Raw genomic sequence first — 21,197 nt, 5'->3', positions numbered from 1 at the left:
TTGTATACCGGATGGGAATGGCTGTGGTATAGCATATGAAAAAATGTATAAAGATAGAAGGATTTTTGCAAAATAAAGTCAAAAAAGCAGAGGTGGACAAAGATGAAGAAAACACTCGGATGGCTGGCCGCCTTCTCCCTTCTTCTTTTAGGCGGATGCAATGTTGGAAACAGCAATGAAGCAAACGATGGGGACCGTTCGCTTGTGCGCGTCAGAAATACGGTTGATGAGCAGGTAGAAAATAAATCGGGCCAGGAGATCGCCCGCCGGATTGCGGAGATCGCGAACCGTGTGCCGAACGTTCACGATGCTACCGCGATCGTTGTGGGCAAGTACGCCATCGTCGGCATTGACGTCGGCGCCAATGTCGACGCCTCACGCGTCGGCACGATCAAATATTCCGTTGCAGAAGCGCTACAAAAAGACCCGTACGGCGCCAACGCAATTATTATCGCCGATCCGGACCTTTACACGCGCGTGCGCAACATCGGCCGGCAAATTGATGAGGGGCGGCCTGTGCAGGCATTCATGAACGAAATCGCCGACATCGTTGGACGGGTGATGCCGGAAGTGCCAAGCGACCTGTTTGAAACGACGCCAAATCCGACCGAAGAAAACGACGGGCAGTTGAACAACCAAGAGGAACGGCAGTTGAACGAACATCAAGAAAAGCAGTCCAACCACCACTTAAACCGCTAAACGATTCTGCTGCGCTGTGGTATAATGGATCGGGAGGGGCATTTTCGATCTTAATGACAGCCGGAGAAGCTTTAGCGTGACAGAGAACCGAACAACGAGCCGCCTTCCGGACAAATCAATTTGTCTAGAAGGCGGTGTTGTTCGGCCGCCCGCCAGTCGAAAAATAAAAAACGTTAAAGCTTCAACGTGCATTGATATAGTTGTTGAGGTGAACCATGAGAATCAAATGCGTGCTTTGCGAACAAATTGACACGATCGACGATGAATCGCCGCTCGCCAAACGGCTTCGCAACCGTCCGATCCATACGTACATGTGCCGTCAATGTCATGACCGCATTGCGGAAAAAACACGGATGCGGCTGGCGACAGGAAAATTCCGCTTCTATCGCGGCAACCGCACCGATGAGGATTGGTAACCAAAAACCGGCACTGAGAAGCGGCCGCTTTCCAGTGCCGGTTTTGCTTCTTTTTCTTTATGATCCGTACTTCTCAGGCTCGGCTTCGATCTGCCGCCATATCGCTTCCGCCAGCTCCACAGGGAAATGAGCCGTCTTTGTTTCCCCGCCGCACCTATATTCAACAACGTACCGCCCGCTCGCTTCGTCTTTGGCGGCCTTCACCGCCGTCACGCCGAAGTTGTTTTCCAAGATAGCCAGAAAAAACGACGCCGTGTCGCGCGCCGCCTCATCGTGCGGGCGGGCGGCGGCGACAATTTCGATTGTCAGCCAGTTGTAAAGAGCGTCTTGCACCGATTTCATGGCTTTTCTCCCTCTTTCGCCTGCCTGAGGCGGATTTTATAAATGAGCAATACGAGCGCGGCGACCGCCAATCCTTCCGCCACAGGCAAAAAAACAGCGAAAAACGTTAACACTGTGCAGCCGAGCGCCAGCAAGACGTAAATGACGGCGCTTTTCAACAGCGGCAGCCGGCGGGCAAAACCGAGACGGTAAACAAGCGCCGCCAGCAGCAAAACCGTGGCGTACAGCAGCCACATGCCGCGCTCGGGATTGCCGTCAACGTCATAAAGAGAGGCGAAAAACGTCAGCCGTTCCAGCACGTTCATATTGTTCCCTCCCGTCCACCCGAATGCCCGCCAAAACGCAGCCTTGTTTTGTTTCCTCTCAAGCGCCGCGCGGCAGAAGCATGCACACGCCGGCGCATCCAGGGCTTTCCCGGTTAGCCAAAGGCATGCCGCTTCTATTTTGCCTGTTGCGCCGCTTTCTTTCTCTTCTCCGCTTTTTCGCGCTCGCTTTTGCTTAAGATTTTTTTGCGCAAACGAATGGAAACCGGCGTCACTTCGCAATATTCATCGTCGTTCAAATACTCAAGCGCCTCTTCCAACGTCAGCAGGCGCGGCTTTTTCATCGTCACCGTCTGCTCTTTCGTCGATGAGCGCACATTCGTAACATGCTTCTCGCGGCAAATGTTGACGACAAGGTCGTTTTCCCGGTTGTGCTCGCCGACGATCATTCCTTCGTACACTTCTGTGCCCGGCTCGACAAAAATCGTGCCGCGGTCCTCAAGCTGCATAATGCTGTACGCTGTCGCCTTGCCGGTTTCCATCGAGACGAGCACCCCTTGGCGGCGGCCTCCGATCGCGCCAGGCTGCATGGGAGCGTAATGGTCAAATGAATGGTTTAAAATGCCATACCCACGCGTCAGCGACATAAATTCGCTTCGATAGCCGATCAACCCGCGCGACGGCACAAGAAAGACGAGACGCACTTGTCCGTTGTCTCCATGCACCATATCGGCGAGTTCGCCTTTGCGGCTGCCAAGCGATTCCATAACGGCGCCGGTATACTCTTCCGGAACGTCGATCACGACTCGTTCAATCGGTTCGCACAAAACGCCATCGATCTCTTTGACAATGACTTCCGGCTTCGATACTTGCAGTTCATACCCTTCTCGGCGCATGCTTTCAATTAGAATGGCTAAATGAAGCTCGCCGCGTCCGGAAACGATCCATGCATCCGGCGAATCGGTCGGCTCGACGCGCAGGCTGACATCGGTCTCAAGCTGGGTGAGCAGCCGCTCTTCCAACTTCCGTGCCGTCACATATTTGCCTTCGCGCCCGGCAAACGGGCTGTTGTTGACAAGAAAGGTCATTTTCAGCGTCGGCTCATCAATATGAAGCGGCGGCAACGGTTCCTGGCGGTCCGGCGGACAAACGGTCTCGCCGACGTTAATGTCTTCCATTCCCGCAACAGCCACGATGTCGCCGGCGTGGGCTTCTTCAATCTCGATCCGCTTTAAGCCAATAAAGCCGAACAACTTTGTGACGCGGAACTGTCTCACGGTGCCGTCGCGCTTCAATAAGGCGACTTGCTGGCCGGTTTTCATCGTGCCGCGGAAAATGCGCCCGATGCCGATGCGGCCCACGTATTCGTTATAATCGAGCAGGGCCACCTGGAATTGCAACGGTTCATCGTGATTGTCCGCCGGCGCCGGAATATGCTCGATGATCGTCTCAAACAAGGCGGTCATGTCCCCGCCTTGCCGGTCCGGGTCAAGGCTTGATGTTCCGCGCAGCGCCGATGTGTACACGACCGGAAACTCAAGCTGCTCCTCCGAAGCGCCGAGTTCAATAAACAAGTCGATCACTTCATCGACGACTTCCGCCGGACGGGCAAACTCGCGGTCGATTTTGTTGACGACGACAATCGGCACAAGCTGCTGCTCAAGCGCTTTTTTGAGCACAAACCGCGTTTGCGGCATACAGCCTTCGTACGCATCGACGACAAGCAAGACGCCGTCAACAAGGCGCATGATCCGCTCCACTTCCCCGCCGAAATCGGCGTGCCCCGGTGTATCCAAAATGTTGATGCGCGTCCCTTTATACAACACAGCAGTATTTTTGGCTAAAATCGTAATGCCGCGCTCACGCTCCAAATCGTTGCGATCAAGCGCCCGCTCCTCGACTTGTTCGTTTTCGCGGAATGTCCCCGACTGCCGGAGCAGTTGGTCGACGAGCGTCGTTTTTCCATGGTCGACGTGGGCGATAATCGCAATATTGCGAAGATCCATTCGTTTCTTGGTCAATGTTGGTCACTCCTGTTAGACAAGCTGCTCGTCTATTATATCACAAAACATAGAAAATCAAGCATATATAGATGCAACATAACGTTTGGTGAAGAGCCGTATTTTCCGGTACACTAGAAAAAGACGCCTCATTTTCCGAGAAAGGAGTCAAGCGGATGAAACGCATCGAACCTGTGCCGCTGCTACTCGCCATCCTCGCTGTCGCCGCCGTCATGGCGATCGGCGTTTTCATCGCTAGGCAAAGCGCAACCGGCATCGCCGTCTCGACGCTCACGTTTATCACCATTATGGGCGCCGGGTTCGTTCGCAAAAAGCGGATGCGCGAATAAAAAAACGGGACTGATCCGAAAACGCACTCGCATTTTGGATCAGCCCCTTTTCTTGCCGCAGCCTCCTTCTCGTCAGCCCCGAAGGTAGCGATACAAAATTTCCTCATGCACGCCCGGCTTGGCGGCAAGCACAGAGCTGCGGTTGAGCAGATCGATCGGCTTTCCGTCGAGGTTCGTCATGATTCCGCCCGCCTCTTCAATTAAAATCATCCCGCCGGCAAAATCCCACGGCGACAGGCGCGGCGAAATGTAGGCGTCCAAGCGGCCGGCTGCGACATAGGCGAGCTCGAGCGCCGCCGACCCGTACGAACGCGTGCCGCGCGCATCTTTGGCCAGCCTCACGAGTGGACGATGGTCGAGACGTTTATTTTCCATGAGCCATGTGCCATTAATGGCGATGATCGATTCCGCCACCGGTGCCGGCTGCAAGCGGCCGAGCGGCTCGCCGTTCAAAAACAGCCCCTTCCCTTTTTGCGCGGTATACAGCTCGTCAAAGACAACGTCATACACATAGCCAAGCTGGCCGACGCCATCTTCGAAAATGCCGACCGACACGGCAAAGTGGCGCCGCTGATGGACAAAGTTCATCGTTCCGTCAATCGGGTCAATGACCCATACAACGCCGTCCAATGCGGCCAGCTCATCGCCGAACCCTTCTTCGCCCAACAGGCGATGGCCGGGAAATTGGCGGCGGATGTGCTCGGCGAAAAACTGCTCAATGCCGCGGTCGACGTTCGTCACCAAGTCGTTGCGGTTTTCCTTCGTTTCCACAGTCAGCGGCTCCGCAAACGAGGCGCGGATGCGCTGTCCCGCTTCTGCAATCCATTGCCGGGCATACTGGTCGATCTCTTCCCATTTTCCTTCCATGTCTATTCCTCCCGCTTTTATTATGTACGCAGCAGCCGGAAAGGGGTGGGCACCGCTCAAGAAAAAAACGAACCGCAAAGATGGTTCGCCTTAAAAATGGTCATACTTGAAGGCGCATCAGTTCTTGGCGCAGCTTTTCAAGCCGCCGTTTGCATTCTCTTTTCTTTTCTTCATCGTTTTCCATCATGGCTTCATACAGCGTCGCCAATTCATAATCAAGTTCGAGCCGCAACACCGCCATGCGTTTGTCTCCGTCTGGCCGTTTCAGCGAATTGGCGGTTTTTTTCATCTTCGTCCGCACCCCTTTCTCGATCATCAGCTAAACTTCCGGCGCCCCTCACGGAATGTACTGCTTCGTTTTGTTTTATATTTTAATATTATGTGGAAAAAGGGGTGTATGCAACTAATTTGTGCGTTTACCTACCGCGTTTCGCCCGCTTGGCCCGATGTGAATCCAGTCGCCGTTTTTTGCCTCTTTCACCTGCTTGATGACCGCGTACGATGAATAGCCGCTTTCCTTTTCAAACTCGGCGTACAACCGGTTTTCCTCGCTTTTGGACGGGACGATCTCTTTGAAACGGCGGTATATCTCCATTAATTCTTCGCGTTTCATCCCCCGCTCATACGCCGTTTCGACCGCCGTAAAAAATTTAATGACATCGATGATTTCTTGCGTCGACCAATCATACGAAAACGGGTACGAATAGCCCATTGTTTCACCTCCGCTGTTAGTTTGCCCAACGGCGCCGAATTTGTTCCGCCTCGCCGATCATGCGGGCAAACAGTTCAGCGACCGACGGAATGTCGTGAATGAGCCCAATCGCCTGTCCGGCCCAAGCGAGCCTCAAGCATATGAGCGAACGGGCGGCCGTGCTGGCCGATGGCAAAATTAACTCCAAACGGCCAGTCCGTCTTTTCTTTCACTTTGCGGATTTCCTCGCGCAAGCGCTCCGGGCTTTCAAGCGACATCGCCGTAATTTGGCCGAGCCCGCCGGCGTTGGAGACGGCGGCGTCCAAGTCGGCGTACGCCAGATAGGCTCATCCCCCTTGAATGATTGGATATGTAATGCCGAGCAACTCGGTCACTCTCGTGTTCCATTCCATCGATTCATTCCCCTTTTTGATGTTATCCTTCTTTTACTTCTTGTTTTGATCGCCATTCTCCTTTTTTGGTGCAACATTCTTTTCTTCTTTGCAAACGAACAAATAAATGCTATAATGCATTTGTTTTATTTTTAAGGTAAAGAGGTGTGGGGAACCATTGTCACAACTCGAAACACCATTGTTTACCGGACTGTTGGAGCATATGAAAAAAAATCCGGTTCAATTTCACATCCCCGGCCATAAAAAAGGGGCCGGCATGGATCCGGAGTTTCGCTCCTTCATCGGAGAAAACGCCTTGGCGATCGATTTAATCAACATCAGTCCGCTCGACGATTTGCATCATCCGAAAGGGATGATCAAACGTGCACAGGAGCTCGCCGCCGAAGCGTTCGGCGCCGATTACACGTTTTTCTCAGTGCAAGGGACGAGCGGGGCGATCATGACGATGGTCATGTCGGTCGCCGGACCGGGCGATAAAATTATTGTGCCGCGCAACGTCCATAAATCGGTCATGTCTGCAATCGTCTTTTCTGGGGCGACGCCGATTTTCATCCATCCAGAAATTGACAAGGAGCTCGGTATTTCCCACGGCATTACGCCACAGGCAGTGGAAAAAGCGCTCCACCAACACCCGGATGCCAAAGGGGTGCTCGTCATCAACCCGACGTATTTTGGCATTGCCGGCGATTTGAAAAAAATCGTCGAGATCGCCCACTCGTACAACGTTCCGGTGCTTGTCGACGAAGCGCACGGCGTGCACATTCATTTTCATGAGGACTTGCCGCTCTCCGCGATGCAAGCCGGGGCCGATATGGCGGCGACAAGCGTCCATAAGCTCGGCGGATCGCTGACGCAAAGCTCGATTTTAAATGTGCGCGAAGGGCTCGTCTCCGCGAAGCACGTGCAAGCGATCTTAAGCATGTTGACGACGACGTCGACGTCGTATTTGTTGCTCGCTTCGCTCGATGTCGCCCGCAAACAGCTGGCGACGAAAGGGCGGGAGCTCATTGACAAGGCGATCCGCCTCGCGGAATGGACACGGCGGCAAATCAACGAAATTCCATATTTGTACTGCGTCGGTGAAGAAATTTTAGGCACGGAAGCGACGTACGACTACGATCCAACGAAGCTGATCATCTCTGTCAAGGAGCTCGGCTTGACCGGCCATGATGTCGAACAATGGCTCCGCGAAACGTATAACATCGAAGTGGAGCTTTCGGATTTGTATAACATTTTGTGCATCATCACTCCAGGCGACAGCGAGCGGGAAGCCGGGCTGCTCGTTTCGGCCCTCCGCCGCCTGTCGGACGAGTTCAGCCATCAGGCGGAAAAAGGAGTCAAACCGAAAGTGCTGCTTCCGGATATCCCGGCCTTAGCCTTGACGCCGCGCGACGCCTTTTATGCAGAAACAGAAGTCGTGCCGTTTCACGAGTCAGCCGGACGGATCATCGCGGAATTTGTGATGGTGTATCCGCCGGGCATCCCGATTTTTATTCCCGGTGAAATCATTACGGAGGAAAATTTGAAGTATATCGAGACAAACTTGGCCGCCGGCCTGCCGGTGCAAGGCCCTGAGGACGATACGCTGCAGACGTTGCGCGTCATCAAAGAATATAAGCCGATTCGTTGAATGCACAAGCCGGTTTTCCCGGCTTGTTTTTTTGGGCCAAAATCAACGGCGCGCATGTGCTTTGCCCCACATGCGCGCCTATCCGTTCCTTCCCCCGTTTGTTTGCCCGCCTTATTCTTTTTCTTCTCCGTCCTCGCGGTCATGACCGCAGCAATCGCATTTCCCGTAAAGCGTTGTCACTTTTTCATCTTCAAAATACGCAATTGTCGCTTCACACGTTTGGCATACGATCGTGCCCATCCCCAAACCCCCTTTATGATGATAAATGTTGTTGTTGGTTTTATAATAATATATCATATTTAGATTGTAAATCTAAATTTGTATGTCACATTTAGGATTATGACGGCTCTTTTATGACACCAAACTTTTTCACCGCAGTCCGGAAAAACATGGTACAAAGAAGACGAGAGAGACAAAAAGATGGCGAAAGGAGAGAAGGGCGTTGAATGCAAGCCTAAAGCTGCCGGGGAGGGGAAAATCGATCAGCATCGAGGAAATCAAACAGTTGCTCGAACGTTACCGAGCCGCGCTGCGCAAAACGGGGGAGTAGCTTGGATGGGCGTACGAGCAGGCAGCCTTTCCATACACGGTGCATGAACGCGACCACGTTCTTTATTTGCAAGGCGACGGCCGCTTATACAAAGGGATGGCCATTGCCGTGCGGACAACCGGAGAAGAAACAAGGATTGAGCTGGCATTGGCGCCGGGAGCAACGCACGGGGACAAAGGAAAAGCAAACGAATTCAGCAAATGGATGGCCAAAACGCTTGGCGGCGAACTGCGTTTATTCAGCGGCCGGACGATGTCGTTCGGCCGCGCGTAAACAGCGGCATGGGACCGCTGTTTTTTGTTCGCCGAACCGCGCCGCTTCCGCACCCAAGGGGCAGATCATGGAATATATTGCCATATGAAATGCTGGCCGGTAAAATACACCGCCGCCGTGGCAGCTGTTGTAAGGAGCGCTTTGCGCGTCGCCAAGCCGAGCTGGCGCGCCAGTAAAAACGCTATGTACATGAAGACGCACAACATCAAGCCGCGGAAAAACGGCCGGTCCCGCCCCGACAGCCACTCGATCAAGGAAAAACTGCTCCAAATCATCATTTGCAGCAAAAAGGCGACATACGCTTTCATCATTTCCATCTCCCGCTTTTCTTTACCATAACGATATGAAACGAAAGCGGAAAATAGTATGAAAAACAGGACAAGAAATGCGCCATTCCCGCATGATAAGAAAAACGACCGGGCCAAGCCCGGTCGTTTCACAGTTACTTCGTAATGATATGAATCGGTGTGCCAAGCGCCACTTCCGCCGCTTCCATGGCGATTTCGCCAAGCGTCGGATGGGCATGGATCGTCAAAGCGATGTCTTCTGCCGTCATGCCGGCTTCAATGGCGAGCCCAAGCTCGGCGATCATGTCAGAAGCATTTGGACCGATGATTTGCGCACCAATGACGACGCCGTCCTCTTTGCGGACAACGAGCTTCAAGAAGCCGTCCGTATCGTTCAGCGCCAAGGCGCGGCCGTTGGCAGCAAACGGGAATTTCGCGGCAATGACGTCAATGCCCTCGTCTTTCGCCTGCTGCTCAAAATAGCCGACCGACGCGCATTCCGGATCGGAGAAGACCACAGCCGGAATGGCGATGTAATCCACTACCGACGGATGGCCGGCGATGGCTTCCGCCGCCACTTTCCCTTCATACGACGCTTTATGAGCAAGCGCCGGGCCTGGAACGATGTCGCCGATCGCAAAAATGTTCGGCACGCTTGTCCGGCATTGTTGGTCCACTTCAATCAAGCCGCGGTTCGTCATTTTGATGCCGATTTGTTCAAGACCAAGTTCATCTGTATTCGGTCGGCGGCCGACCGTCACCAACACATAGTCGGCGTCAATCGTTTTCGTTTCGCCGTTCGCCTCATACGTGACCGTGACGCCGTCTTCGCGTTCTTCGGCCCCTTTCGCCAATGCGTTCGTCACGACTTCAACGCCTTTTTTCTTCAGGCGCTTCTTGATGATGGCAGCCATTTGCTTCTCAAAACCGGACAAAATTTCGCCGGCTCCTTCTAAAATGGTCACTTTCGTCCCAAAGTTGGCGTAAGCCGTACCGAGTTCGATGCCAATATAGCCGCCGCCGATGACCACGAGCGATTTCGGCACTTCCCCAAGGTTGAGAGCTCCCGTCGAGTCAAGAATGCGGTTGGAAAACTTGAAGTTCGGCAGCTCAATCGGGCGCGAGCCGGTGGCGATAATCGCGTTTTTGAACGTATACGTCTGCGCGCTGTCGCCGTTGACGACACGCACCGTATTGGCGTCGACAAAATACGCTTCCCCTTTGACGATCTCTACTTTGTTTCCTTTTAACAGCCCTTCGACGCCGCCCGTTAATTTTTTCACGACGCTTGCTTTCCATTCTTGCACTTTGGCAAAATCGATGGTGACGTTCTCCGCCTTAATGCCCATTTCTTCGGAATGCTTCGCCTGCTCATAGCGGTGGCTTGCGGAGATCAGCGCCTTTGACGGGATGCAGCCAACATTTAAGCAGACGCCGCCTAAATTGCCCTTTTCCACAATCGTCACTTTTTGTCCGAGCTGCGCGGCGCGGATGGCGGCGACATACCCGCCAGGACCGGCGCCGACGACAAGCGTTTCCGTTTCAATTGCAAAATCGCCAACTACCATCGTTTTACGCCTCCATTAGTAATAATTCCGGGTCACTCAACAGCCGTTTGATATGGTTGAGCGCTTTTTGCGCTGTCGCCCCGTCGATCATCCGGTGGTCAAAGCTGAGCGAGAGCGCCAGCATCGGGGCAGCGACAATTTCACCGTCACGGACGATCGGCTTTTCCGCAATGCGGCCGATGCCAAGAATCGCCACTTCCGGATGGTTGATGACCGGGGTAAACCATTGCCCGCCAGCCGAACCGATGTTTGTAATCGTGCATGAAGCGCCTTTCATTTCTCCCGGCGTCAGTTTGCCGTCGCGCGCTTTCTCGGCGAGCTCATTGATTTCTTGCGCCAAGGCGAAAATCGGCTTGCGATCGGCATGTTTAATGACCGGCACAAGCAAGCCGCGGTCCGTATCAGCGGCGATGCCGATATTGTAATAATGCTTCTGGATGATTTCTTCCGTCTCATCATCAATGGACGTATTCAACACTGGGTATTCACGCAGCGCGGAAACGAGCGCTTTGACGACGTACGGCAAAAACGTCAGCTTGATGCCTTTTTCCGCGGCAATAGCCTTGAATTTTTTTCGGTGAGCAACAAGCTTCGTCACATCGGCTTCGTCCATCAGCGTCACGTGCGGAGCGGTATGTTTGGAATGCACCATCGCTTTGGCAATCGCCCGACGGATGCCGCTCATTTTCTCGCGCGTTTCCGGGAATTCGCCTTCTGTCGTCGCCGGTTTCGCTGCGGCCGGCGCCGCTTTTTCCTCCGCTGCGGCCGGTGCCGGTTTTGCGCCGCCGGCAAGGAAAGCGTCAATATCTTCTTTCAGGACGCGGCCGTTTTTGCCCGTTCCTTGGACAAGCCGAATATCGACGCCTTTTTCGCGCGCATACTTGCGCACGGACGGCATGGCGATGACGCGGCGGTTCGGGCCAGCCTCCGCTTCAGCTGCCGGTGCATTGGGAGCGACAGCGTCAACCTTTTCCTCTTTCGACACCGTTTCCGTTTTTTCCTCTTTTTTCGCTTCTTCTTGCTCTTGTCCTTTAAACGTCATGTTTTCATAACCCGGCGCATCGAGCGTGATGAGCGTTTGCCCGACCGTTGCCACTGTTCCCTCCGGGACGAGGATTTCAAGCACTTTCCCTTTGACCGGGGAGGGAATTTCGACAACCGCCTTGTCATTTTGCACTTCGCACAATACATCGTCTTCGTTCACTTCATCGCCCGGTTTCACAAACCATTTGACAATTTCACCTTCGTGGATGCCTTCGCCAATGTCCGGCAGCTTAAATTCAAAAGCCACTGTCTGTCTACCTCCTATCGTTTGCCGAAAATGGGCGGGGGAAGGCGTTCCGCTCCCCCGAATTTGTCCGCTGTTAGAAGTTCATCACTTTTTTCGCCGTTTCGATTACATCTTTAAAGTTTGGCAGCCATACCGATTCCGCCTGAGCAAACGGATAGACCGTGTCCGGAGCGGCCACGCGCAACACCGGCGCCTCAAGGCTTAAGATGGCGCGTTCGTTAATCTCCGCCACGACGTTGGCGGCGATGCCAGCCTGCCGTTGCGCTTCTTGAACGACAATGGCGCGGCCCGTTTTTTCGACCGAACCGATGATCGTTTCAATATCGAGCGGCTGCACGGTACGCAAGTCGACGACTTCGGCAGAAATGCCTTCCTTCTCTAATTCTGCCGCCGCTTTTAACGATTCATGCACCATGGCGCCGTACGCGATGATCGTGATGTCTTTTCCTTCCCGCTTAATGTCCGCCTTGCCGATCGGAATCGTGTATTCCCCTTCCGGCACTTCCTGACGGAACGAACGGTACAGCTTCAAATGTTCAAGGAAAATGACCGGGTCGTTGTCGCGAATCGCCGAGATGAGCAGCCCTTTCGCATCATACGGCGTCGACGGAATGACAACCTTCAAGCCTGGCTGTTGGGCGACAAGCCCTTCCAAGCTGTCTGAGTGCAACTCCGGCGTATGGACGCCGCCGCCAAACGGAGAACGGATCGTAATCGGCATATGGTAGCGTCCGCCCGTACGATAGCGGATTCGCGCCATTTGCCCGCAAATCGAATCCATCACTTCATACACGAAGCCGAAAAACTGGATTTCCGGCACCGGGCGAAACCCTTGCAGCGCCAAACCGATCGCCAAGCCGCCGATTCCTGATTCGGCGAGCGGCGTGTCAAAAACGCGATCTTCGCCAAATTCGGCCTGCAGCCCTTCCGTCGCTCGGAATACGCCGCCGTTGACCCCAACGTCTTCCCCGAAAATGAGCACGTTCGGATCATTTTTCAACTCGATACGCAGCGCATCGGTGATCGCCTGAACCATTGTCATTTGCGCCATGGCTTACTTCGACTCCTTCTCTTTGTAAATTTCATACTGCTCCTTCAAATTGAACGGCAGCTCTTCAAACATGATGCTGATCAAGTCGGTTACTTTTTGCTTCGGCGTTTCGTCCGCTTTCTTGATCGCTTCTTTAATCTCTTCTTTTGCCTGTTCAATAACGTTGTTTTCTTCTTCTTCGCTCCACAAGCCTTTCGCCTCTAAAAACTTGCGGAAACGCACGAGTGGGTCTTTCTTCGCCCATTCGTTTTCCAACTCTTTCGAACGATAGCGCGTTGGATCGTCACCGGACATCGTATGCGGGCCATAGCGGAAGCAGAGCGTTTCAATGAGCGTCGGCCCTTCGCCGTTAATGGCGCGCTCGCGAGCAGCTTTGACCGCTGCGTAGACCGCAAGCGGGTCCATGCCGTCAACTTGAATGCCCGGAATGCCGGCGGCGACTGCTTTTTGCGCCAATGTTTTGGCAACGGTTTGCTTTTCGACCGGCGTCGAGATGGCAAAGCGGTTGTTTTGCACGACAAAGATGGCCGGCGCCTTAAACGCCCCCGCAAAGTTGATCCCTTCGTAGAAATCGCCTTGCGACGTGCCGCCGTCGCCCGTATATGTAATCGCCACTGCTTTTTTGCCCCGCATTTTCAAGCCGAGCGCCACACCAGCTGCTTGGATGTATTGGGCGCCGATAATGATTTGCGGCGGCAGGACGTTTACGCCTTCTGGAATTTGGTTACCATGGAAATGGCCGCGCGAGAACAAAAACGCCTGATACAGCGGAAGCCCATGCCAAATGATTTGCGGAACGTCGCGGTATCCCGGCAAAATAAAATCTTCTTTTTCCAATGCAAAATGGCTGGCAATTTGGCTCGCTTCCTGCCCGGCGGTCGGCGCATAAAACCCGAGTCTCCCTTGGCGGTTCAACGAAATGGAGCGCTGGTCAAGAATGCGCGTATACACCATGCGACGCATCAGCTCTTTCAGCTGCTCATCGCTCAGCTCCGGCATCGCCTCTTCATTGACGACTTCTCCTTCCTCATTCAAAATTTGAAATGTCGGGAACTGCTCGGCCACTTTCTCGAGCTGCTCCGCAAATGGGAATTGGAAGGTCTTTACACCCATCTTGTTCACCTCTGCCTTTCATCAAGAAATTTGGAAATCAGGCTGTCTTCATCCATATACTATTAATGTACCCAAAAGTAAAGAAGAAATAAAAAGCAGCCGCCGCTTGGCGCAACGGAAACCGAAAACGGCGCCGACATCTGTATTACTATTTTTTATATCCTCATTAACACAGCGTCTGTTCTCAAGTTTTAGTTTACACTTTATTTTTCACGCCGTCAACGACTTTGATTTTCCGTTGCTTTCCCTTTTGTCTCCTGGTTGTATTTGGAATCAGGAACATTCCTGAAACCATCTGTTATACCACATCGAAACAACACTGTATTAATTCTGTATTATATTTTTCGGGAAATGCAAAACGCAATGTCCGTTCATGTTATTGACAGCGCTTTCTTAAGTTTATTTTCCAATTTATTCCTTATACGCCGATAATATCTCCAGACGGCCGCATTTTCATTTACGGCGCACAGGCATTTTTGTTAGACTAACACTGTAGACCGCGATGCGAGAGACAGGAGTGAAAAGGCGAATGATCACCATGAAAGATATCATTAAAGAAGGGCATCCGACGCTGCGGAAAGTGGCTGAGCCCGTTCCGCTGCCGCCTTCAGAGGAAGACAAACGCATTTTGCAAAGCTTGCTTGACTATGTGAAAATGAGCCAAGATCCGGAACTGGCGGCCAAATACGGCCTGCGGCCCGGCATCGGCCTCGCCGCTCCGCAAATCAACGTCTCCAAACGGATGATTGCCGTTCATGTCACTGATGAAAACGGAACGCTGTACAGCTATGCCTTGTTCAATCCGAAAATCGTCAGCCACTCTGTGCAGCAATGTTATTTGACGACGGGGGAAGGCTGCCTGTCGGTCGACCGTGATGTGCCCGGATACGTACTGCGCTATGCCCGCATCACGGTCACCGGCACGACGCTCGACGGCGAGGAAGTCACCTTGCGCCTCAAAGGATTGCCGGCCATCGTCTTCCAGCATGAAATCGACCATTTAAACGGCATTATGTTTTATGACCGCATCAATCCAGCCGACCCGTTCCAAGTGCCAGACGGGGCGATCCCGATCGGGCGCTGAACCGTGGCCGGCCATGCCAAACAGCTGCCCCGCCGAATGAGCGGCGGGGCAGCTGTTTATGGAATCAATTGCAATTGTTTCAATCCGTGCCATATGCCTTCTTCACTGACCGGTTTCGTTACAAAATCGGCGACCCGTTTCACTTCCTCATGGGCATTTCCCATCGCCACTCCTGTTCCGACGAACGACAACATTTCAATGTCGTTCAGCCCATCGCCGAACGCATACACATCGCCTTTGTCAATCCCGAGCTTCTCAATCATCAGGCGGATCCCCTCCGCTTTCGATCCCCCTGCCGGCAGCACATCGGTCGACACATCGTGCCAACGGACAAAACGGAATTCTGGATAATTGCGCACGTACGGTTCTTCTTCTGCGGCGCGGCAAAACAGCAGCGCTTGGTAAATGTCATTGTTTTCGTAATAAAGGGGATCGACAGGCGGGTGGGAAAACTTCAAGCTTCCCATGCTGACATGGATGTGCGGATGGTCGCCGACGCTCGCCCTCATTTCCTCCGCGTCCATAAAGACGAGCGGATGACCGTTGCGGTGGGCGTCCTCAGCCAACGTCCGCACTTTCTCGCGGCGGAGCGGACGCTTATGCAGGACAGTTCCTTCAAAAACGACGTATTGCCCGTTGAAGCTGACGAACGAGTCGATCCCAAGCTGGCGGCGTACATCCGCAAACATAAACGGCGCCCGGCCGGTGGCGATGGCGACATAGACGCCGGCCTGTTTTAGCTGGCGGACCGCCTCAACGGTTGATGGCGGCAGCTGTTTTTGTTCATCAAGCAACGTGCCGTCAATGTCGAAAAACACGATTTTTCTGCCCACGTTATCTTCTCCTTGCCGAAAATGTATTCACTGTTTACCGTACTGAAAAACAATTGGAATGTCAACCGAAATACACGGTTCGTTCCATTTTTCCCCATGAAAAACAAGCCTCTACCTACATAACATATATAATAGAAACATTTACTTTCGTCGCAAATTGAGTACAATAAAAAGTAAGGAGTGATGAAAAATGTTGAAAAAGCTGAAAAAAAAGCTGCTTCAACAGTGGAAAGATTTGCTCCGGAAAAAATTGATCGCCTAACTGTTCCAACAACAGCCCTTCGGACGGAAGGGCTTCTTTCCCACTTTGGCGAATGAAACGGCCAAAATCCGTCAAAGATGATACGTACCGTCGGCACACCTCCCGCCTGTTTTTTTGCTTTTGAACGACAAAAAACATGAAAACGGGGTTGCATTTTTATATAATGGAAAAGCAATCATTGTACGATAAGGAGAGATTCGGTCATGATTTTCAAAGTGTTTTACCAAGACAACGCGGAAGAGGTGCCCGTGAGAGAAAAAACGAAAACGCTCTACATTGAAGCAGAATCAGAGCGGGAAGTACGCCAAAAGTTGCAAAACCGTCCGATCAATATCGAGTATATTCAGCCGTTAGAGGGGGCGCATTTGGAGTACGAAAAGAAAAGCGCTAATTTTCAAGTATTGGAGATCTCATCATGAAACTATTAACGGATCAGCAAGTCGGTGTGTTTGCCCTCGGCGGACTGGGTGAAATCGGGAAAAATACATATGGCGTACAATTTCAAGACGAAATTATTGTGATTGACGCGGGCATCAAGTTTCCAGAAGACGAATTGCTCGGCATCGACTACGTCATCCCGGACTATTCGTATTTAGTCAAGCACGCGGAAAAAGTGAAAGGGCTGTTCATTACCCATGGGCATGAAGACCATATCGGCGGCATTCCGTATTTGCTCCGGCAGGTGAACATCCCGATTTACGGCGGCAAGCTGGCGCTCGGGCTCATCCGCAATAAACTCGAAGAGCACGGGTTGCTGCGTCAGGCAAAACTCATTGAAATTCGCGAAGAGGATGTCATTCGCTTCCAAAAAACAGCGGTCACTTTTTTCCGGACGACGCACAGCATTCCGGACAGCTACGGCATCGTCGTTAAAACGCCGGTTGGCCAAATCGTCCACACAGGAGACTTTAAATTCGACTTTACACCGGTCGGCGAACCGGCAAATTTGACAAAAATGGCAGAAATAGGGAAGGAAGGCGTGCTTTGCTTGCTCTCGGACAGCACGAACAGTGAAATTCCGCATTTCACGATGTCCGAGCGGCGCGTCGGCGAGAGCATCCACGACATTTTCCGCAAAGTGAACGGCCGGATTATTTTTGCAACGTTTGCGTCCAACATCCATCGGCTTCAACAAGTGACCGAAGCGGCGGTCGCCAACAACCGGAAAATCGCTGTCTTCGGCCGTAGCATGGAAGCGGCGATTGAAATCGGCCAAGAACTCGGTTACATCAAATGCCCAAAAGGCACGTTTGTTGACGCTAACGAAATCAACCGCCTGCCGGCCAATCGGGTGACGATTTTGTGCACCGGCAGCCAAGGCGAGCCGATGGCGGCGTTGTCGCGCATCGCCAACGGCACGCACCGGCAAATTCAAATCATCCCAGGCGACACGGTTGTTTTCTCCTCATCGCCAATTCCGGGCAACACCGTGAGCGTCAACCGGACGATCAACATGCTGTGCAGAGCCGGTGCGGAAGTGATCCACGGCCCGCTTAACGACATCCATACGTCCGGCCACGGCGGGCAAGAAGAGCAAAAACTGATGATCCGGCTCATGAAGCCAAAATATTTCATGCCGATCCACGGCGAATACCGGATGCAAAAAATGCACGCCAAGCTCGCCATTGACTGCGGCGTGCCGGAGGAAAACTGCTTTATTATGGACAATGGCGAGGTGCTCGGCATCAGTGAACACGAGGCGCGCATCGTCGGCAAAATTCCGTCCGGCTCCGTTTATATTGACGGTAGCGGCGTCGGCGACATCGGCAACATCGTCTTGCGCGACCGCCGCATTTTGTCAGAGGAAGGACTCGTCATCGTTGTCGTCAGCATCAACATGAAAGAATTCAAAATCGCCGCCGGCCCGGACATTATTTCTCGCGGCTTCGTCTATATGCGTGAGTCAGGTGACTTAATCAGCGAAGCGCAAGTGTTGATCTCCAAGCATCTCGAAAAAGTGCTGGAACGGAAAACGAACCAATGGTCGGAGATCAAAAACGAAATTACGGAAACGCTCGCTCCGTTCTTGTACGAGCGGACGAAACGGCGGCCAATGATTTTGCCGATCATCATGGAAATCTAAAGAAAAAAGGGCGTCCTTGCAAAAGGATGCCCTTTTTCCGTCATCATCATGCACAGGCCGCCTGCCAGCCGTCAACCGACCACTTTTTCCTCAAACCGGTCAATGTCGCTGTCAGCGCCGATGACGACCAACACGTCGCCTTTGCGGATGATTTCCGAGGCGAGCGGGGAGACGATGACGCTTGTTCCACGCTTGATGGCGACGATGTTGATGCCATAGCGGGCGCGGATGTCAAGCTCCAAAAGCGAATGGCCGTCAAGCCGCTCGCTTGCCACGATTTCGACAATGCTGTATTTGTCCGACAGCTCCAGATAATCTAGGACGTTGTTGGAAATCAAGTTGTGGGCGATCCGCTCGCCCATGTCCCGTTCTGGATGCACGATTTGGTCAGCGCCGATTTTTTTCAGCACTTTCTCATGGTAATCGTTCGTTGCCTTGACCGTAATATGGTTGACGCCGAGCTCTTTTAAAATCAGGGTCGTCAAAATGCTCGCCTGGATGTTGTCGCCGATCGCGACAATGACATGGTCGAAGTTGCGGATGCCTAAACTTTTCAGCACGTTTTCATCGGTCGTGTCGCCGACGACGGCGTGTGAAGCGATCGACGCAAATTCGTTTACCCGGTCTTCATCAATATCGATGGCCAATACTTCCATCCCTTGTTCGCTCAGCGTCCGGCAGATGCTGCCGCCAAAGCGCCCGAGGCCGATGACGGCAAACTGTTTCTTTTTCATTGACACTCCTCCATCGTTGATCAAGCATTGTTTCTCCCCTTATTTTAGCAAAAAAAGAAAAAGAAACGAAAACGTTCTTCGTTCCTTTTCCACCATTCCTTTACGCTATGCGATTTTGCCATTTCACCCAAAAGCGGGCTGCCAGCGCACACAGCCCGAACGTTCGTCATCAGCGAAGTTTTTCTTCGACTTTTTGGCAAATCTCTTCTGCGGTAAGCCCGCTCGCTTCAATGACCGGACCGGACGTGACGATGTTGTGAATGCCGACGATATTGGCGTCCAGGCCGGTAATGACGCAGCAGTCGCAGCCCCGGGCATCTTGTTCCCCGCCAAGCGGAACAACCTCATACCCTCTTTCTCTCAATGCCTCCTGCACGTCGGTCAGCGATTGCTCAACACCGATTTTCGCCATCACACTCCACCTCCTCATATACATAATGTGTCTTGATGGAGGTGGAACTATACTTCATTCGGCGTTCCCTTTCCATGAAAAATAATCAATTAAAAAGGCGATCGCCCGGTCAATGGCCTCTTCATTTGGGGTGAGCTTTGCATGGTGCAACCCATGGGGCGAATCCACGCCGAGCCAAAACATCAATCCCGGGATTTCCGCCAGCATATAGCCAAAATCTTCACCGGTCATCGCCTCTTTGCAGCGAATGACGTTCATACCGGGATGCGCTTCGGCAAACCGCATAAATTCCGCTGTCAGCGCCGGATCGTTGTACACTTGGTAGTACATGGCGCCGTAATCGATCGCCGCCTCGCATTCGTAGGCCACTTCGATTCCGCGCACAATCGCCTCAATCCGCCGCTTGACAACTTCCATAGCCGCAGGCGACAGCGTCCGGATCGTTCCCTCGAGCCGGGCATGTTCGGCGATGACGTTTTGCACTGTCCCCCCGGCAATTTTCCCGATCGTAATGACGGCGCTGTCGAGCGGATCAACGTTGCGGGCGACGATCGACTGCAGCTGAACGACGAGTGTGCAGGCAGCGACGACCATATCGTTCGCCAAATGGGGAAAGGCTGCATGTCCGCCTTTTCCTTTTAAATCGATAAACAGCTCCGATGTATTGGCAAACAACAGTCCTTCTTTCGTCGCGATAGTGCCGACCGGATATTCCGGGGCGATATGCAAGGCGACGATCATATCCGGCCTCCATTCCTGCATGATGTCGCTTTCCATCATCGGCTTCGCCCCGCCCGGCCCTTCCTCGGCCGGCTGGAAAATAAACAGCAAGTCATCTTGAATCGGATGATGTGCGAAATGGGTGAGCACGCCAAGAGCGATGCTCATATGCACATCGTGGCCGCACGCATGCATGCACCCTTCATGTTCAGAGCGGTACGGCAAACCGGTCTCCTCGCGGATCGGCAGCCCGTCTATATCGGCGCGGTAGCCAATCGTTTTTTGCGGCGATGTTCCGTTGACTTTGACAAAAATCCCGGTTTTCCATGTCCGGACTTGAAGCCGCTCTTGCGGCAGCGACCGAATATAGTGAAGCAAATATTGCTGTGTTTTAAACTCTTGAAACCCGAGCTCGGGAATTTTATGCAAGTCGCGTCGAATGGCGACAAATGGGCTGATCGCTTCCATCCTCTCTCCTCCATTGGAAAAAAGCTGCCCCGTGAGCGGACAGCTTTTTTCCCGTCATTATAACTGGCGAAGCTCTTGTTTAATTTCCGTTTTCGCTCTCGTTTGTTCGTCGATTTGCTTAATAACGCGCGCCGGCACGCCGGCGACAACGGTATACGGCGGCACATCCTCGACGACGACCGCCCCGGCGGCGACGACCGCCCCTTTGCCGACGGTGACGCCTTCCAAAATGACAGCATTCGCACCGACAAGGACATCGTCTTCAACGATCACCGGCTTCGCCGATGGCGGCTCAATGACTCCGGCCAACACCGCTCCGGCGCCAATATGGCAGTTTTTTCCGACCGTCGCCCGGCCGCCGAGCACCGCATTCATGTCGATCATCGTTCCTTCACCGACAACCGCACCGATGTTGATGACCGCTCCCATCATGATCACGGCGTTGTCGCCGATTTCCACATGGTCGCGGATAATGGCGCCCGGCTCGATGCGCGCCTTGATTCCTTTTAAGTCCAACAGCGGAATGGCCGAGTTGCGACGGTCGTTCTCGACGACGTAGTCCTCGATTTTGTCTTGATTCGCCGCGATTGTGGCTTGAATGTCTTGCCATTCGCCAAACACGACCCCGGTGTTTCCGGTGATGAACGGTTTCGCGCTCGGGCCGAAATCGATGCCTTCGAGTTCCCCTTTTATGTATACTTTAACCGGTGTCGATTTTTTGCTGTTTTGAATAAACGAAATGATCTCATTGGCGTCCATCATCTTCATCGGCGATTTCCTCCTTCATGCTGTATTCT

The 21,197-nt window shown here is 53.0% G+C and carries 26 protein-coding genes and 2 pseudogenes; 9 read left to right on the top strand and 19 right to left on the bottom strand.

Going from position 1 to position 21,197, the window contains the following annotated elements; translation table 11 throughout:
* Positions 1-102: 102 nt before the first annotated feature.
* Positions 103-699 (top strand): YhcN/YlaJ family sporulation lipoprotein, encoded by a 597-nt coding sequence (locus NSQ51_RS05205; RefSeq protein ID WP_033016198.1) that lies wholly within the window; start codon positions 103-105, stop codon positions 697-699.
* A 215-nt stretch (positions 700-914) separates the two neighbouring features.
* Positions 915-1,115, top strand: a complete 201-nt coding sequence (locus NSQ51_RS05200; RefSeq protein ID WP_033016199.1) for a YlaI family protein — start codon at positions 915-917, stop codon at positions 1,113-1,115.
* 57 nt (positions 1,116-1,172) lie between these two features.
* Here NSQ51_RS05200 and NSQ51_RS05195 read toward each other — a convergent pair whose 3' ends face one another.
* The 3 genes from NSQ51_RS05195 to typA form a co-directional block, all read right to left on the bottom strand.
* On the bottom strand, positions 1,173-1,457 hold the full coding sequence (locus NSQ51_RS05195; protein ID WP_033008503.1) for a hypothetical protein: 285 nt from the start codon (positions 1,455-1,457) through the stop codon (positions 1,173-1,175).
* Positions 1,454-1,762 (bottom strand): YlaH-like family protein, encoded by a 309-nt coding sequence (locus tag NSQ51_RS05190; RefSeq protein ID WP_033008502.1) that lies wholly within the window; start codon positions 1,760-1,762, stop codon positions 1,454-1,456. The genes NSQ51_RS05195 and NSQ51_RS05190 overlap by 4 nt, the downstream gene beginning before the upstream one ends.
* 134 nt (positions 1,763-1,896) lie before the next feature.
* Complete coding sequence (gene typA, locus NSQ51_RS05185) at positions 1,897-3,741, bottom strand: translational GTPase TypA (RefSeq protein WP_049624546.1); 1,845 nt, start codon at positions 3,739-3,741, stop codon at positions 1,897-1,899.
* 155 nt (positions 3,742-3,896) lie between these two features.
* On the opposite strand from typA, the gene NSQ51_RS05180 reads away from it, so the two are divergent.
* The gene (locus NSQ51_RS05180) at positions 3,897-4,070 is read left to right on the top strand and encodes a DUF5325 family protein (protein WP_160315647.1); all 174 of its coding nucleotides are present in this window, start codon (positions 3,897-3,899) and stop codon (positions 4,068-4,070) included.
* A 72-nt stretch (positions 4,071-4,142) separates the two neighbouring features.
* Here NSQ51_RS05180 and NSQ51_RS05175 read toward each other — a convergent pair whose 3' ends face one another.
* From NSQ51_RS05175 to NSQ51_RS05155, 5 genes and pseudogenes are all read right to left on the bottom strand, one after another.
* A complete protein-coding gene (locus NSQ51_RS05175) occupies positions 4,143-4,937 on the bottom strand; it encodes an inositol monophosphatase family protein (RefSeq protein WP_033016203.1) in 795 nt (264 codons plus the stop codon).
* A 100-nt stretch (positions 4,938-5,037) separates the two neighbouring features.
* Positions 5,038-5,253: a hypothetical protein gene (locus NSQ51_RS05170; protein WP_171697956.1), complete on the bottom strand. Its 216-nt coding sequence runs from the start codon at positions 5,251-5,253 to the stop codon at positions 5,038-5,040.
* An 87-nt stretch (positions 5,254-5,340) separates the two neighbouring features.
* Positions 5,341-5,649 carry a UPF0223 family protein gene (locus NSQ51_RS05165; protein ID WP_033008499.1) on the bottom strand — a complete coding sequence of 103 codons (309 nt, stop codon included), beginning with the start codon at positions 5,647-5,649 and terminating at the stop codon, positions 5,341-5,343.
* Between the two features lie 16 nt (positions 5,650-5,665).
* Positions 5,666-5,836: a hypothetical protein gene (locus NSQ51_RS05160; protein ID WP_183083996.1), complete on the bottom strand. Its 171-nt coding sequence runs from the start codon at positions 5,834-5,836 to the stop codon at positions 5,666-5,668.
* Positions 5,778-5,969: pseudogene (locus NSQ51_RS05155) on the bottom strand (nitronate monooxygenase); the annotation flags it as partial. The gene NSQ51_RS05160 and the pseudogene NSQ51_RS05155, both read right to left, overlap by 59 nt.
* Positions 5,970-6,198: 229 nt before the next feature.
* Between NSQ51_RS05155 and NSQ51_RS05150 the strand changes: the two are divergent.
* Positions 6,199-7,671 carry an aminotransferase class I/II-fold pyridoxal phosphate-dependent enzyme gene (locus NSQ51_RS05150; protein ID WP_033016207.1) on the top strand — a complete coding sequence of 491 codons (1,473 nt, stop codon included), beginning with the start codon at positions 6,199-6,201 and terminating at the stop codon, positions 7,669-7,671.
* Positions 7,672-7,782: 111 nt separating this feature from the next.
* Here NSQ51_RS05150 and NSQ51_RS05145 read toward each other — a convergent pair whose 3' ends face one another.
* Complete coding sequence (locus NSQ51_RS05145; RefSeq protein ID WP_033016209.1) at positions 7,783-7,911, bottom strand: GapA-binding peptide SR1P; 129 nt, start codon at positions 7,909-7,911, stop codon at positions 7,783-7,785.
* A 202-nt stretch (positions 7,912-8,113) separates the two neighbouring features.
* Between NSQ51_RS05145 and NSQ51_RS05140 the strand changes: the two are divergent.
* Positions 8,114-8,494 (top strand): annotated as a pseudogene (locus NSQ51_RS05140) (DUF1885 family protein).
* A 65-nt stretch (positions 8,495-8,559) separates the two neighbouring features.
* On the opposite strand, the gene NSQ51_RS05135 reads toward NSQ51_RS05140, so the two are convergent.
* The 5 genes from NSQ51_RS05135 to pdhA form a co-directional block, all read right to left on the bottom strand.
* On the bottom strand, positions 8,560-8,802 hold the full coding sequence (locus NSQ51_RS05135) for a hypothetical protein (RefSeq protein ID WP_049624556.1): 243 nt from the start codon (positions 8,800-8,802) through the stop codon (positions 8,560-8,562).
* A 134-nt stretch (positions 8,803-8,936) separates the two neighbouring features.
* Positions 8,937-10,349 carry a dihydrolipoyl dehydrogenase gene (gene lpdA / locus NSQ51_RS05130; RefSeq protein ID WP_049624544.1) on the bottom strand — a complete coding sequence of 471 codons (1,413 nt, stop codon included), beginning with the start codon at positions 10,347-10,349 and terminating at the stop codon, positions 8,937-8,939.
* A 4-nt stretch (positions 10,350-10,353) separates the two neighbouring features.
* Positions 10,354-11,640 carry a dihydrolipoamide acetyltransferase family protein gene (locus tag NSQ51_RS05125; RefSeq protein WP_033016211.1) on the bottom strand — a complete coding sequence of 429 codons (1,287 nt, stop codon included), beginning with the start codon at positions 11,638-11,640 and terminating at the stop codon, positions 10,354-10,356.
* A 73-nt stretch (positions 11,641-11,713) separates the two neighbouring features.
* Positions 11,714-12,691, bottom strand: coding sequence for a pyruvate dehydrogenase complex E1 component subunit beta (gene pdhB / locus NSQ51_RS05120; protein WP_033016213.1), 978 nt, complete (start codon positions 12,689-12,691; stop codon positions 11,714-11,716).
* A 3-nt stretch (positions 12,692-12,694) separates the two neighbouring features.
* Positions 12,695-13,804 carry a pyruvate dehydrogenase (acetyl-transferring) E1 component subunit alpha gene (gene pdhA, locus NSQ51_RS05115; protein ID WP_033016215.1) on the bottom strand — a complete coding sequence of 370 codons (1,110 nt, stop codon included), beginning with the start codon at positions 13,802-13,804 and terminating at the stop codon, positions 12,695-12,697.
* A gap of 529 nt (positions 13,805-14,333) precedes the next feature.
* Between pdhA and def the strand changes: the two genes are divergently transcribed.
* A complete protein-coding gene (def, locus tag NSQ51_RS05110) occupies positions 14,334-14,888 on the top strand; it encodes a peptide deformylase (RefSeq protein WP_033016217.1) in 555 nt (184 codons plus the stop codon).
* 56 nt (positions 14,889-14,944) lie between these two features.
* Here def and NSQ51_RS05105 read toward each other — a convergent pair whose 3' ends face one another.
* Positions 14,945-15,721, bottom strand: a complete 777-nt coding sequence (locus NSQ51_RS05105) for a Cof-type HAD-IIB family hydrolase (RefSeq protein ID WP_033016218.1) — start codon at positions 15,719-15,721, stop codon at positions 14,945-14,947.
* A 183-nt stretch (positions 15,722-15,904) separates the two neighbouring features.
* On the opposite strand from NSQ51_RS05105, the gene NSQ51_RS05100 reads away from it, so the two are divergent.
* The 3 genes from NSQ51_RS05100 (at position 15,905) to rnjA (ending at position 18,066) form a co-directional block, all read left to right on the top strand.
* On the top strand, positions 15,905-16,039 hold the full coding sequence (locus tag NSQ51_RS05100) for a hypothetical protein (RefSeq protein ID WP_255350129.1): 135 nt from the start codon (positions 15,905-15,907) through the stop codon (positions 16,037-16,039).
* Positions 16,040-16,186: 147 nt separating this feature from the next.
* A complete protein-coding gene (locus NSQ51_RS05095; protein WP_033008480.1) occupies positions 16,187-16,402 on the top strand; it encodes a DNA-dependent RNA polymerase subunit epsilon in 216 nt (71 codons plus the stop codon).
* Entirely contained in the window at positions 16,399-18,066 is a 1,668-nt protein-coding gene (gene rnjA / locus NSQ51_RS05090; protein ID WP_033016220.1) for a ribonuclease J1, read from the top strand. The genes NSQ51_RS05095 and rnjA overlap by 4 nt, the downstream gene beginning before the upstream one ends.
* A 71-nt stretch (positions 18,067-18,137) precedes the next feature.
* Here rnjA and NSQ51_RS05085 read toward each other — a convergent pair whose 3' ends face one another.
* The 4 genes from NSQ51_RS05085 to dapD all read right to left on the bottom strand — a co-directional run bounded on the left by NSQ51_RS05085 (position 18,138) and on the right by dapD (position 21,168).
* Complete coding sequence (locus NSQ51_RS05085) at positions 18,138-18,800, bottom strand: TrkA family potassium uptake protein (protein WP_011230552.1); 663 nt, start codon at positions 18,798-18,800, stop codon at positions 18,138-18,140.
* Positions 18,801-18,969: 169 nt separating this feature from the next.
* A complete protein-coding gene (locus NSQ51_RS05080; RefSeq protein ID WP_033016221.1) occupies positions 18,970-19,212 on the bottom strand; it encodes a YkuS family protein in 243 nt (80 codons plus the stop codon).
* A 54-nt stretch (positions 19,213-19,266) separates the two neighbouring features.
* Complete coding sequence (locus tag NSQ51_RS05075; protein ID WP_033016225.1) at positions 19,267-20,400, bottom strand: N-acetyldiaminopimelate deacetylase; 1,134 nt, start codon at positions 20,398-20,400, stop codon at positions 19,267-19,269.
* Between the two features lie 57 nt (positions 20,401-20,457).
* On the bottom strand, positions 20,458-21,168 hold the full coding sequence (dapD, locus tag NSQ51_RS05070) for a 2,3,4,5-tetrahydropyridine-2,6-dicarboxylate N-acetyltransferase (protein ID WP_033016226.1): 711 nt from the start codon (positions 21,166-21,168) through the stop codon (positions 20,458-20,460).
* Positions 21,169-21,197 lie beyond the last annotated feature (29 nt).

The sequence above is a fragment of the Geobacillus sp. FSL K6-0789 genome (assembly GCF_038593135.1).
Classification (GTDB): Bacteria; Bacillota; Bacilli; order Bacillales; family Anoxybacillaceae; genus Geobacillus; species Geobacillus stearothermophilus.
Note: the sequence above shows the minus strand (reverse complement) of the source record. Positions and strands in the feature narration are given on the sequence as shown.